We start from the raw sequence: 13,852 nt of genomic DNA, 5'->3' as shown, positions 1-13,852 counted from the left end.
AGTCTCGCGCGAGAGCCCTGCCCCCGCATCCGACGGATCCGGGGGCAGGGCTCTGACCTGCGGTTACGAGGGTGTGGCGCTAGGCCGGCCGCGGGGGGCTGACCCGGCCCTGGAGCAACCGGGACAGCGAGGCGTGCACGTCCTCCACCGAGCGGTGCGGCTGGAAGGACAGCCAGTCCAGCGCCGCCACCAGCACCATGCCGAGCAGGGCGGAGGCGGTGAGCGGAATGTCGAGCTCGTCGCTCAGCTCGCCCGCGGCGACCGCGTCGCGCAGCACGGACTCGACGACGGCGACCGCCCGGCCGCGTACGGACTGCAGGGTCGGCTGCCAGACCCGGTTCGTCCGCCACAGCTCGGCCACGTACAGCTGGGTGAGGGAGGGGGAGCCGGCGATGAAGTCCAGGCCCGCGCGGATCATCGCGTCCAGCGCGTCGACCCGGGTGCCGCCGTCCGCCCGCACCGCCCGGTCGGCGGCCTCCTGGAGGGAGGCGGCGAGCAGGTCGATGCCGTCCCGCAGCAGTTCCTCGTACAGGACGTTCTTGCTGGCGAAGTTGTAGTAGACGGTGCCCTTCGCGACGCCGGCGCGCTCGGCGATCTCGTCCACCGTGGTGGCGGAGAAACCCTGTTCGGCGATGAGCGTGACCGCCGCGTCGAACAGCTTGCGCCGGGTGGCGCCGCGCCGCGGCCCCGGGCCGGGGGCGGCGCCGCGAACGACGCCGCCCCCCTGCCCCGCGAGGTGCTCGGTACGCACGCTCACAGGCTCAGTTCCGGGTGCAGGTCCTTCATCCGTACGACCTGCCGGCTGCGCGCGGTCAGCGACGTGAGCGCCAGCGCGCCGACCGTGAACGCCGCCAGGACGATGGAACCCTGCCACACGATGCCCAGGTCACCGCCGGTGATGAGCCGGCGCAGGCCGTCCACCACGTAACTCATCGGCAGGAACGGGTGGATCCAGCCGAAGAATCCGGGGCTGGTCTGCACCGGGTACGTACCGCCCGCCGACGTCAGCTGGAGCATCAGCACGACGAGCGTCAGTACGCGGCCCGCCGGGCCGAACTGCGCGCCGAAGAACTGGATGATCGCGGTGAACGCCGCCGTCGCCAGCAACAGGAAGCCGATGGTGGCCCCCGAGCGCGCCATCTCCAGGCCGAGCCCCCAGTGCAGTACGGCCATCAGGGCCAGTACCTGCACGATGCCGATGGCGAAGGCCGGCAGCCAGGAACCGAGCGCGATGCGCCAGCCCGGCGCCCCCGCGGCGAGCGCCCGCTTGCCGAGCGGCGCGAGCAGCATGTACGCGACCATCGCGCCGACCCACAGGGACAGCGGAATGAAGTACGGGGCCAGACCGGTGCCGTAGTTGGGCGCCTTGTGCATCGACTTCGCGGCCAGCTCGACCGGGTTCGACATGACCTCGGTCCGCGCGTCGCGGTCCTTCTTGTCGTAGTCCGGAATCTGCGCGACACCACTGTCCAGCTTGCCGGCAAGCTGGTTGGAGCCGTCCTTGAGCTTGTAGATGCCGCCCTTGAGGTCGAGCGCGCCGTCTTCCAGCTTCCCGAGGCCGTCACCGATCTGCCCGGAGCCGTCCTTGGCGTCACCGATGCCGTTGTGGACCTTGCCGGCGCCGTCGGCGACCTTGCCCGCGCCGTCGGCGAGCGTACCGATACCCGCGGCGAACCGGCCGGCGCCGTCGGCGACCTTACGCGTCCCGCTGTTCAGTTCGTTGATGGCGTGCAGGGAGGCATCCGCGTTGTTCACGATGCCCGGCACCTTGTTGGCGACCGTCTCGGCCCCTTGGTGCAGGTTCTGGAGCTTGGTGCGCAACTGCTTGAAGTCGGTCTTGGCGATGATGCCGTCGACCTTCTCCGCCAGATCGGCGGCCACGGCGGTCCCGGCGGCGATTCCCTTCAGCTTGGGGCAGTCGGCGCCGTCGGCGGAGGCCCCGCAGTGCTTCTGGTACAGCTCCTTGGCGTCCGCGGCGTTCTGCCGCGCCTGCTGGACGGCCTTCGCCGAGTTCCCGGGCAGCTTGCTGAGGTCGTCGTCGAGTTCCTGCGTGAGGTCGGCGACGGTCCTGGCCTTCTGCGCTATGTCCTTGCCGTGCTCCTTGAGGAAGGGCAGGTCCTTCTTGGCGAGCCCGTTGACCTGGTCGGTGAACTGCTGCATACCGGCAGCCACCTTGGCTGCGCCCTGGCTGATCTGCTGAGCCTTGTCCCGGGCCTGCGCGGTGCCCTTGCTCACCTTGCCCGCGCCTGTGCTCACATCGCCGGACCCCTTGTCCAGCTTCCCCAGGCCGTCGGTCAGCTCGCCGTTCTTGTCCTTGGCCGTACCCAGGCCGTCCGCGAGCTTGTCGGTGCCGTCCTTGGCCTTGCCGAGGCCTTCGTCGATCTTGCCAGCGCCATCCGCAGCCTGCTGCGTCTTGTCGTGCAGGTCCGAGAAGGAGACGAAGATCTTGTCGAAGAACTCGCGCGACGACTTCGCCGAGGTCTTGGCGCGGATCTCCGAGAAGATCGTCTTGGAGATCGAGCCGACGATGTAGTTGTTCGCGTCGTTCGTGCGGACCTGGAGCGCACCGGTCTCCGGGTGGTCGCCGGAGCTGGAGGCGATCCGCTCGCTGAAGTCCTCGGGGACGGTCAGGGAGAGGTAGTACGTACCGTTCTCGACGCCCTTCTCGGCGTCGGCGGAGCTGACCTCCTCCCAGTTGAAGGTCTTGCTGTCCTTGACGTTCTTGACGAGTTCGTCGCCGGCCTGGATCTTCTTGCCGGCGGCGGTGGCGCCCTTGTCGTCGTTGACGAGCGCGACCGGGATCTTGTCGAGATTGCTGTACGGGTCCCAGAACGAGCACAGGTACAGCGCGCCGTACAGCAGCGGGATCAGCATCAGGGCGACGAGGCCCAGCCGGGGGAGCTTGCCCCTGCCGAAGCGCTTGAGCTCAAGCGCGGCGAGCTTCGGCGAGCGCATGGGCTGCTTCCTCCTCGTGGATGTCGGTCGGACCGGCCGTGCCGGTGGTCGAAGTGGGTGCGGGGGTGGCCGGTTGGGCGGTCGTCGGCGCGGTCCGGACGACGATCGCGTCATTCGGGGCGTTGCCGGTCGCGGCCACCACCGTCGTGCCGTTCAGCGCCAGGTCCCGCAGCATCTGCCAGACCTGGGAGCGTTCGTCGGCGGACAGTTTGAGGTCGACGTCGTCGATGGCCACCAACCGCGGGCCGTGCATGACGGCCAGTGCGACCGACAGCCGCAGCGCCTCGATGCGCTCCAGGTCCCGGACCGCCGTACGCAGTCCCTTGGGCAGCGTGGCCGGGTCCAGGCCGACCGCCGTGAGCGCGGCCTCGACGCGGGCCCGCGTCTCCTCCTTGTAGCGCCGTCCCCAGGGCATCCGGGCGCCGATCGAACCGGCCACCCGGCGGCCCAGCAGGGCCTGTTCCTCCAGGTGTTCCGCGGCGGTCAGGGCCGGTTCCAGGTCGGCGACCCCGGGGACGTGCGCGATGGCGGTCAGGCTGCGCACCGTTCCCATGCGCTTGGGGAGGGGGAAGCCGGCGACCGTGGCGTGGCCTTCGGCGATCTGCATGCGGCCGGTGAGCGCCAGCAGGAGGCAGGTGCGGCCGGAGCCCGACGGGCCCTCGACGGCGATCAGCGAACCCGGATCGGCGGTGACGCTGACGTCTCTGAACGCCCACCCCCGCGGGCCCTTGACTCCGATTCCCCTGGCGTTGACCGCCGCCCCCTGGCGGGTGGTGTCCACGGCCCCTCCTTTGTTCTGACTGGTCAGTCTAAAAGTGTGCCGTACGGACCGGCCTATTGACCAATCGACGCGCGATCCTGTGAACTCCGTCATGTGGCGGGTGGGGCGCTCCAATGCTTTTGGGGCGTTTGTTGGTGATGTTCTCGGTGTGATCTGTGATGCAGTACGTCACGGAGGGCACCGGCGGACACGTACGACGGAGACCGATGACTCACTCGGCCAAACTGATCGCCCCGCTGCTCGCGGGAACTCTCGTCGCGACGCTGCCATCGGCGTCGGCATCCACACCGCCCTCGCACCCGGCCACCGCCTCCGCGGAAACGCGGCCCGCGCAGTCCGCCGCATCGCCCGGCGCCTCCTGCGCGCCCCGGGACCTGGCACGTGCCCGCACGGAAAACGGCGACGGCTGGACCCCCACCGCCACCCGCATCGACCCCGGGGACGGCCACCACGCCTTCGTCGGCAATGGCTACCTCGGCCAGCGAATAGCTCCCAACGGGACCGGATACACCGCCCCGGGCGAAACCACTGGCTGGCCGCTGAAGACGCCGCGCTACGACGGCTCCTTCGTCTCCGGCCTGTACGCGCGCGGTCCGGAGAACCTCAAGGGCCGCCAGGCCATCGCCGCGCTGCCCACCTGGACGGGCCTCGACGTCACCGCCGTCGGCGACCGCCCGCAGACCTTCGACTCGCAAACCCCGGCGGGCCGCATCTCGAACTACCGCCAGACCCAGTTCATCCGCTGCGGCCTGGTCCGTACGTCACTGACGTGGACGGCCGCCGACGGCCGCGCCACCGACCTCGTGTACGAGGTGCTCGCCGACCGCACCAACGCGCACACCGGCGCCGTCCGGCTGCGCATGACGCCGCACTGGGGCGGCCGGGCCACCGTCACCGACCGCCTCGACGGGCGCGGCGCGCGCCGGATGTCGCAGACCGGCGGCGGTGCGCGGCCGGGCGGCCGGACGATGGACGTCACCTTCCGTACGGACGGCACGAACACGGACGGCGCGGTCGCCTCGACCCTGCGCCCCGGACCCCAGGTCTCCGCGCAGCGCGCCACGACCCAGCCGGCAGGCGCCGCGAAGGACCTCGGCAACCGGCAGAGCGTCACGTTCCCGGTGCAGTCGGGGCGCAGCTACGAGCTGACCAAGTACGTCGGCGTCGACACCGCCCTCACCTCCCGTACTCCGCGCGCCGCCGCGACCCGGGCCGCGCAGCGTTCCGCGCAGCGGGGCTGGGACGCGCTGTACCGCGAACACGCCGCGGCCTGGCAGAAGCTGTGGCGCAGCGACGTCGAGGTGCACGGACGCGGGCAGCGGGACATGCAGGCGTGGGTGCGCGCGGCCCAGTACGGACTGCTCTCCAGCACCCGGGCCGGAAGCCGCGACAGCATCAGCCCGGCCGGACTGACCAGCGACAACTACGCGGGGGAGATCTTCTGGGACGCCGAGACCTGGATGTACCCGGGACTGCTGGCGGCCCATCCCGACCTTGCCAAGTCCATCGTCGAATACCGCTACCGGACCCGTGCCGGCGCCGCCGCCAACGCGAAGAAGCTGGGTTACAAGGGGCTGTTCTACCCCTGGACCAGCGGCAGCAAGGGTGACCTGTGGAACGAGTGCCACAGCTGGGACCCGCCGCACTGCAAGACCCAGAACCACCTGATGGGCGACGTGTCGCTGGCCGCCTGGCAGTACTACCTCGCCACCAAGGACACCGCGTGGCTGCGTGACCGCGGCTGGCCGGTGATGAAGGGCATCGCGGATTTCTGGGCGTCCCGCGTCACCCGCAACGCCGACGGAAGCTACTCGGTCAAGAACGTGGCCGGGCCCGACGAGTACAGCAACGGCGTCGACGACGGCGTCTTCACGAACGCCGGCGCGGTGACCGCGCTGCGCAACGCCGGCCGCGCCGCCCAGCTCCTCGGGCAGAAGGCCCCCGCGGCATGGCAGGACATCGCCGACCGCATCCGTATCCCGTACGACGCGAAGAACGAGGTCTTCAAGCAGTACGACGGGTACCGGAACACGATGATCAAGCAGGCCGACACGGTGCTGCTCATGTACCCGCTGGACTGGCCGATGTCGCAGCGCGCCAAGGTCAACACGATGGACCACTACGCCGGGCTCACCGACCCGGACGGCCCGGCCATGACCGACTCGGTGCACGCCATCGCCGCCGCCGGGGCCGGTGAGGCCGGCTGTTCCACGTACACGTACATGACGCGTTCGATCAAGCCGTTCGTCCGCGGGGCCTTCGGGCAGTTCTCCGAGGCGCGTGGCGACAAGGCGGGCGCGGGCGACCCGCACGCCGGATCGCCGGCGCAGGACTTCCTGACCGGCAAGGGCGGCTTCCTGCAGACCTTCACCAACGGGCTGACCGGGCTGCGGATGCGCGAGAACACGGTGCGCCTGGACCCGATGCTGCCGCCGCAGCTGTCCGACGGCGTCACGCTGCGCGGGCTGCGCTGGCAGGGGCGTACGTACGACGTGGAGATCGGCGCGCACCGCACGACGGTGCGGCTGACGGCCGGTGCGCCGATGCGCGTCGAGTCGCCGGAGGGCGAGCGGGTGGTGAGCCGGGACGCGCCCCTGACGCTCAAGACCCGCCGCCCCGACCTCGCGCCGACGGACAACGCGGCCCGGTGCCGGGCGGCGCGGGCCACCTCGGAGGAGCCCGGCATGTACGCGGGCGCCGCGGTGGACGGCAACGCCGCCACCTCCTGGGTGCCGGACGGCCCCGTCGGCAGCGTGACCGTCGACCTCGGCAAGCCCTCCCGCATCGGGCAGATCACCCCGCACTGGAAGGGCGGGGCGCCCGCCTCGTACGTCGCGCAGGTCTCGACGGACGGCAAGCACTGGGCCGGGACCGGGTACGCCGGACGGACGACGGCCCGCTACGTACGGCTGACGGTGCATGGTGCCGAAGCGGCGAAGGACGGCCGGCGGCCCGGCCTCGCCGAGCTGACGGTGCAACAGGCGCCGAAGGAGTGAGCGTCGGCCGGGAGGGCTGACGCGTTGCTGGTCAGGGTCCGGGAATGCCCCGGGCCCTGACGGAATCCCGGGCGGGGTTGTCGCTGGCCTGGACCAGAAGTGACCATTCCGTCCCCTGAATGAGATATCCGTGACCACTTCCGTCACATAGTGTCCGGACACGCACGGTGTGTCTGACCTGGGGAGGGAACTGTGCGTACGGGCGTGAAGTATGTCGTCGGCGGAGTGACTGCCGCGGTGCTCGGAGTGGTCGGTGTAGGCGCGTACAACGTCTACGAGGCGTTCAGCGGGGACTCGGCGTCCGACGGCGCGCCGGCCGGTGCCGCGTCCAGACCGACCGGGCCACCGTCCGGAGAAGAGGTGCGCGACACCGCGCGCGACTTCCTCGCAGCCTGGAGCAAGGGCGACGTGGACAGCGCCGCGGTCCTCACGGACAACGCCGAGGGCGCGCGCCAGGCCCTGAAGGGCTTCCGGACCGACGCGCGCGTGTCGAAGGTGACCTTCAAGGCGGGGGAGAGCGCCGGCGACAAGGTCCCCTTCCACGTCACCGCCGAACTGGCCGCGGGCAAGGGGGAGGGCGACGGGGAGGAGGAGCACACGACCTGGGCGTACGACTCGGCGCTGCGGGTCGTACGCGGCAAGACCACCGGCAAGGCCCTCGTCGACTGGCAGCCCACCGTGGTCCACCCCGGCCTGCGGCGCGGCGAGAGCCTGCGGACCGGCTCGGACGGCGCGCCGCCCGTCAAGGCGGTGGACCGCAACGGCACCGAACTGGACGCCGAAGAGATGCCGTCACTGGGCCCGATACTCCCCGCTCTTCGGGAGAGCTACGGCAAGAAGGCCGGCGGCGTCCAGGGCGTCGAGGTACGGGTGATCGGCGAGAGCGGCGAGCCGGGCAGGACGCTGCTCACGATCGTCAAGGGACGCCCGGGGACGCTCCGTACGACGCTGGACGCGAGGGTGCAGCGGGCGGCCGAGACGGCGGTCAAGGACTACCGCGAGGCGTCGGTCGTCGTGGTCAAGCCCGGCAGCGGTGACATCCTCGCGGTCGCCAACCACCGCTCCGACCAGTTCAACGCGGCCTTCCAGGGCCGGCTGGCGCCCGGCTCCACGATGAAGGTCGTCACGGCGGCGATGCTGATGGAGAAGGGCCTGGTCTCCGCGGGCAAGAGCGTCGAGTGCCCGAAATACGCGTCGGCGGGCGGCCGTTCCTTCCACAACCAGGGCATGTTCCAGATCGACGGCGGCACGTTCTCCGACAGCTTCGCGCGCTCCTGCAACACCGCCTTCGTCGGCCTGGCGGACCGGGTGTCGGGCACGGACCTCAACAGCGAGGCCCAGGACGTCTTCGGGCTCGGCAAGGACTGGAAGGTCGGCATACCGACGTTCGACGGCAGCGTGCCGCAGAGCGACGGCGCGGACACGCCGGCATCGCTGATCGGCCAGGGCCGCGTCCAGGCCAATCCCCTGAACATGGCGTCCGTCGCCGCCACGGCCAAGGCCGGGTACTTCTCCCAGCCGGTGCTGGTTTCCCAGGAATTGGACGACCGGCCGATCGCCCGCGCGAGCCGGTCGCTGCCGCCGTCGGTCGCCGCCCAGCTGCGGGCCATGATGCGGCGTACCGCCGTCAGCGGCACCGGAGCGCGGGCGATGGCCGGGCTCGGCGGCGACATCGGCGCCAAGACCGGTTCGGCGGAGGCCGACGGGCAAGGCGACGCCAACAGTTGGTTCCTCGGCTACCGCAACGACGCCGCGGCGGCCGCGGTCGTCCAGCAGGGTGGCCACGGCGGCGACGCGGCGGGCCCGATTGTCCGAAGGGTGCTCGCGGCGGGCCGCTGAGGGGAAGGGTCGACACTGGGGCGCGCCCGCGTCGGGGCCTGCCCGCAGCCCGGGGCGCGCCCGCCCCGGGCCGTCGACGAACGGGAGGACCCCTCGTGCACGTACGTTCCGCGGTTGTCCGTGTCACCGCAGCGGTGCTGGCTGCCGGGTGCCTCACGGCATGCGCCGAAGGGAGCCCGCCGGCGGCCGCCGGACCGACCGGCCCGGAGGCAGCCCGTTCCGCCGCCGGGCCGGTGACGTCGGCGGCCTCCGCGCGTGCGCACGGGGGCGGCCGCTGCTCCCCGTCCGTCTCGATCGACAGCTACTCCGACGCCCTGGACAAGACCACGTTCCACGGCACGTTCGTCGGCAACCTCTCCGCCCTCGCCCGCGACACCGACGGCTCCGTCGCCGCCGTCTCCGACCGCTCCGCGCTGATCGGCCTGGACGCGAAGAGCCACCGTCCCGTACGCACCGCACCGCTCGCCGACGAGAAGGGCGCCGCCCTCGACGCTGAAGGGCTGGCCGTCGAGCCCGGCGGCGGCTACCTCGTCTCCTCCGAGACCGAGCCGTCCGTACGGCGCTACGACCGCTCCGGCACGCTCCTCGGGCGGCTGCCGCTCCCCGGCGCGCTGCGCGTCGCGCCGGCCGGCCGCGCCCAGGCCAACCAGACCTTCGAGGGGCTCGCCCTCCGCCCCGGCGGCGGCACCCTGACCGCCTCCATGGAGGGACAGCTCACCGGCGACGGCAAGGATTCGGCGGGCCGCCCGCTGCTGCGCTTCCAGACCTGGCAGCGGCACGGCGGCCGGCCCGGCTCCGCCACGTACCGGCTGAGCACGCAGTACGCCTATCCGGTGGACGCGGGACTGGGCGTCTCCGAGATCGCCGCCCTCCCCGACGGCCGGCTGCTCGTCCTGGAGCGCGGCTTCACGGCAGGCGTCGGCAACACCGTGCGCCTCTACCTCGCCGACCCGAGCTGGGCGAGCGACATCGGCGGCGTGGCCGTGCTGCCGGGCGGCAAGGCCGTACGCCCCGCCCGCAAGAAGCTCCTCGCCGACCTCGGAGCCTGCCCCTCCCTGGGCGCACCCGCCCACCAGCCGCAGGCCAACCCGCTGCTGGACAACATCGAGGGCATGGCGGTCACCGGCCGCGCGCCCGGCGGCCGCCTGCGCCTGCTCCTGGTCAGCGACGACAACGAGAGTCCGAAGCAGATCACCCGCCTGTACGGCCTGACCGTGCGGACCGGCAGCCGCTGAGCCGCGCCGTCACCCGACCGGACGGCCCGAGCCCGCACCCTCCGCAACGGCGTCCGGATTGTTGCAACGGGATGAAATCCGCTGCCCACGGCGTTGGTGCCTCCTGGTGAACGACGAAACGCGGGAGGCAGGGCGTGACGGGGACGGGGTCCGAATCAGCGAGACAGGGCTGGGCGCGGCGGCTGACGCGCCTGTGCTGGCAGTACAAGAAGGACGTGCTGCTCGCGCTCGGCTCGTCGCTCGCGGGGATGGGCGTGATGGCCCTCGTCCCGCTCGTACCGAAGCTGATCATCGACGATGTGATCGTCAGCCATGAACGGCCGCTCGCGCCGTGGGCGACGCTGCTGGTCGTCGCCGCGCTCGCGGTCTACGCGCTGACGTACGTACGCCGCTACTACGGCGGACGGCTGGCGCTCGACGTGCAGCACGACCTGCGGACCCGGATGTTCCGGTCGATCGCGCGGCTGGACGGGCACCGGCAGGACGAGCTGAGCACCGGGCAGGTCGTCGGCCGCGCCACCAGCGACCTCCAGCTCATCCAGAACCTGCTGTTCATGCTGCCGATGATGATCGGGAACGTGCTGCTCTTCGCGATCTCGCTGGTCGTGATGGTGGTGCTCTCGCCGCTGCTCACCGTCGTCGCGCTCGCCGTCGGCCCCGCCCTGTGGTTCATCGCCCAGCGCAGCCGCAAACGCCTCTACCCCGCCACGTGGTACGCGCAAGGGCAGGCCGCCGCCGTCGCGGGCGTCGTCGACGGCGCGGTCTCCGGCGTACGCGTCGTCAAGGGCTTCGGCCAGGAGGAGCAGGAGACCGGCAAGCTGCGCACGGTCAGCCGCCGCCTCTTCGCCGGCCGGCTCCGCACCGTACGCCTCAACGCCCGCTACACCCCCGCCCTCCAGGCCGTGCCCTCCCTCGGCCAGGTCGCCATGCTGGCGCTCGGCGGCTGGCTGGCCACCAACGGGCAGATCACCCTCGGCACCTTCGTCGCCTTCTCCACCTACCTCGCGCAGCTCGTCGCCCCGGTGCGGATGCTCGCGATGATGCTGACCGTCGGGCAGCAGGCCCGCGCCGGCGTGGAGCGGGTCTTCGAACTGGTCGACACCGAGCCGGTCATCGAGGAGCACCCGGAAGCGCACGAACTGCCCGCCGACGCGCCCGCCACCGTCGAGTTCGAGAACGTCTCCTTCGGCTACGGCAACGGCCGCCCCGTCCTGGAGGACTTCTCGCTGCGCATCGAGCCCGGCGAGACCGTCGCCGTCGTCGGCACGTCCGGCAGCGGCAAGTCCACCGTCTCGCTCCTGCTGCCGCGCTTCTACGACGTCACCGCGGGCCGGGTCCTGGTCGGCGGCCACGACGTCCGTGAGCTGTCCCTGGAATCGCTGCGCGCGGCCATCGGCCTCGTACCGGAGAACAGCTTCCTCTTCTCCGATTCCCTCCGCGACAACATCGCGTACGGGACGCCGGACGCCAGCGACGAGCAGATACGTATCGCCGCGCGTGCCGCACAGGCCGACGGCTTCATATCGGCCCTTCCGGAGGGGTACGACACCGAGGTCGGCGAGCAGGGCCTGACCCTGTCCGGCGGCCAGCGCCAGCGCGTGGCACTGGCCCGCGCGATCCTCACCGACCCCCGGCTGCTGGTCCTGGACGACGCGACCTCCGCCGTCGACGCCCGGGTCGAGCACGAGATCCACACGGCGCTGCGCGGCGTGATGGCGGGCCGTACGACGCTGCTGATCGCCCACCGGGCCTCCACGCTCGCCCTCGCCGACCGCGTCGCCGTCCTGGACGGCGGCCGGCTGGTCGACATCGGCACGCGCGAGGAGCTGGAGGACCGCTGCGAGCTGTACCGCCGGCTGCTGACCGACCCGGAGGAGCTGGGCGCGGCCGAAGACGACCCGGCCGACGAGGCAGCGGCCCCGGCCGGGTCCGGCGGTGCGCCGGACCACGCCGGGCACCCGGGCTTCGGCGGCGAAGCCGCGGCGAACGGCCTGCTGGAGCGCCCGGCCACGGCGTACCCTGACGTCGCGGCAACCTCTGACCGCCGAGTCGACGGCATCACCCCCCACCTGTGGGTACGCGCCGACAAGGAACCCGGCCAGGCCGCCGCGACCCCCGGCGCCGCCCCCGGCATGCCCGCCGACCCCGAACTGCTCGCCCAGGTCGCCGCCCTGCCGCCCGCGACCGACACTCCCGACATCGACGAGGAGCGGGCCGCGCGCCCCGAGAAGTCCTACGGTTTGCGGCGGCTCCTGCGCGGCTTCGGCGGCCCGCTGGCCTTCGCCCTCGCCCTGGTCGCCGTGGACGCGGTGGCCGGACTGCTGCTCCCGGTCCTCATCCGGCACGGCATCGACGACGGAGTACGGCGCGCGCAGCTGGCGGGCGTGTGGACGGCCGCCGGGCTGGCCCTGTTCGTCGTGCTCGCCCAGTGGGCCGCCCAGATCGGCTCCAACCGGATGACGGGCCGCACCGGCGAACGCGTCCTCTACTCGCTGCGCGTCAAGATCTTCGCGCAGCTCCAGCGCCTCGGGCTCGACTACTACGAGCGCGAGCTGACCGGCAAGATCATGACGCGGATGACGACGGACGTGGACGCCCTGTCCACGTTCCTGCAGACCGGCCTGGTCACCGCCGTCGTCTCCGTCCTGACCTTCTTCGGCATCCTCGTCGCCCTCCTGGTCATCGACGTCCAGCTGGCCCTGGTCGTCTTCGCCACCCTCCCGCCGCTGATCATCGGTACGTACTTCTTCCGCAAGCAGAGCGTGAAGGCGTACGAACTGGCCCGCGAACGCATCAGCGCCGTCAACGGCGACCTCCAGGAGAGCGTCGCCGGGCTGCGCATCGTGCAGGCCTTCCGCCGCGAGCGCAGTGGCGCCGACCGGTTCGCGGAGCGCAGCCACGCGTACCGCGCGGCCCGGGTCCGCGGCCAGTTCCTGATCTCCGTCTACTTCCCGTTCGTCCAGCTGCTGTCCTCCGTCGCCGCCGCGCTCGTCCTGATCGTCGGCGCGGGCCGGGTGGGCGAGGGCACGCTCACGGCGGGCGCGCTGGTCGCGTACCTGCTCTACATCGACCTGTTCTTCGCCCCCGTACAGCAGCTCTCGCAGGTCTTCGACGGCTACCAGCAGGCCGCCGTCTCGCTCGGCCGCATCCAGGAGCTGCTGCGCGAACCGACCGCAACGCCCCAGGCCGAGGCGCCCCGCCCGGTCGGCGAACTGGCCGGCGAGATCACCTTCGACGACGTGCACTTCCGGTACGGAGGCGCCGACGGCTCCGACGTCACGGCGCTCTCCGGCGTCGATCTGACCATCGGCGCCGGGCAGACCGTCGCCTTCGTCGGCGAGACCGGCGCGGGCAAGTCGACGCTGGTCAAGCTGGTCGCGCGGTTCTACGACCCGACCGCCGGCACCGTCCGCGTCGACGGCACGGACCTGCGCGAACTGGACCTGACCGGCTACCGGCACCGCCTCGGCGTCGTACCGCAGGAGTCCTACCTGTTCGCCGGCACCGTACGCGACGCCATCGCGTACGGGCGGCCGGACGCCACCGACGCCGAAGTGGAGGCCGCGGCCCGCGCCGTCGGCGCGCACGACATGATCGCCGGGCTCGCGGGCGGCTACCTCCACGAGGTCGCCGAACGCGGCCGCAATCTCTCCGCGGGCCAGCGTCAGCTGCTCGCCCTCGCCCGCGCCGAACTCGTCGACCCCGACATCCTGTTGCTCGACGAGGCCACCGCCGCCCTCGACCTGGCCACCGAGGCCGCCGTCAACGAGGCGACGGACCGGCTGGCCGGCCGCCGTACGACGCTTGTCGTCGCACACCGGCTGACCACCGCGGCCCGCGCCGACCGGGTCGTCGTCCTCGACCACGGCCGGGTCGCCGAGGACGGTACCCACGCGGAACTCCTGGCCAGGGGCGGCCGGTACGCCGAACTGTGGCGCACGTTCACGGGCGAGGAGGAATCGGTCGCGGCCTGAGGCCGCGGGGCCGGCTGACGGCCCACGGTTGACGGTCGTCGGGCGGCCCGGCACCGGGTTCCCGAACGGCCG

At 72.0% G+C, this 13,852-nt stretch carries 7 protein-coding genes; 4 read left to right on the top strand and 3 right to left on the bottom strand.

Translation table 11 applies throughout. From position 1 onward, the window contains the following. Nucleotides 1-79: 79 nt before the first annotated feature. From ACH4OW_RS13535 to ACH4OW_RS13525, 3 genes are read right to left on the bottom strand one after another with little or no spacing between them, the layout of a single operon-like run. Nucleotides 80-757, bottom strand: a complete 678-nt coding sequence (locus ACH4OW_RS13535) for a TetR/AcrR family transcriptional regulator (RefSeq protein WP_398027460.1) — start codon at nucleotides 755-757, stop codon at nucleotides 80-82. Beyond that, nucleotides 754-2,955 (bottom strand): YhgE/Pip domain-containing protein, encoded by a 2,202-nt coding sequence (locus tag ACH4OW_RS13530; protein ID WP_360122865.1) that lies wholly within the window; start codon nucleotides 2,953-2,955, stop codon nucleotides 754-756. The genes ACH4OW_RS13535 and ACH4OW_RS13530 overlap by 4 nt, the downstream gene beginning before the upstream one ends. Next, entirely contained in the window at nucleotides 2,927-3,736 is an 810-nt protein-coding gene (locus ACH4OW_RS13525; protein ID WP_398027458.1) for an ATP-binding cassette domain-containing protein, read from the bottom strand. The genes ACH4OW_RS13530 and ACH4OW_RS13525 overlap by 29 nt, the downstream gene beginning before the upstream one ends. Nucleotides 3,737-3,942: 206 nt before the next feature. Here ACH4OW_RS13525 and ACH4OW_RS13520 point away from each other — a divergent pair, with 206 nt between their 5' ends. From ACH4OW_RS13520 to ACH4OW_RS13505, 4 genes are all read left to right on the top strand, one after another. Then, the gene (locus ACH4OW_RS13520; RefSeq protein ID WP_398027456.1) at nucleotides 3,943-6,732 is read left to right on the top strand and encodes a discoidin domain-containing protein; all 2,790 of its coding nucleotides are present in this window, start codon (nucleotides 3,943-3,945) and stop codon (nucleotides 6,730-6,732) included. A 192-nt stretch (nucleotides 6,733-6,924) separates the two neighbouring features. Continuing rightward, nucleotides 6,925-8,571 (top strand): penicillin-binding transpeptidase domain-containing protein, encoded by a 1,647-nt coding sequence (locus ACH4OW_RS13515; protein WP_398027454.1) that lies wholly within the window; start codon nucleotides 6,925-6,927, stop codon nucleotides 8,569-8,571. A 95-nt stretch (nucleotides 8,572-8,666) separates the two neighbouring features. Further along, complete coding sequence (locus ACH4OW_RS13510; protein ID WP_398027452.1) at nucleotides 8,667-9,806, top strand: esterase-like activity of phytase family protein; 1,140 nt, start codon at nucleotides 8,667-8,669, stop codon at nucleotides 9,804-9,806. A 134-nt stretch (nucleotides 9,807-9,940) separates the two neighbouring features. Further along, entirely contained in the window at nucleotides 9,941-13,780 is a 3,840-nt protein-coding gene (locus ACH4OW_RS13505; RefSeq protein WP_398027450.1) for an ABC transporter ATP-binding protein, read from the top strand. Nucleotides 13,781-13,852 lie beyond the last annotated feature (72 nt).

Source organism: Streptomyces sp. NPDC017056, from assembly GCF_044332485.1.
Lineage (GTDB): Bacteria > Actinomycetota > Actinomycetes > Streptomycetales > Streptomycetaceae > Streptomyces.
The sequence above is the reverse complement of the archived record's forward strand: the minus strand, read 5'-3'. Positions and strand labels throughout refer to the sequence as shown.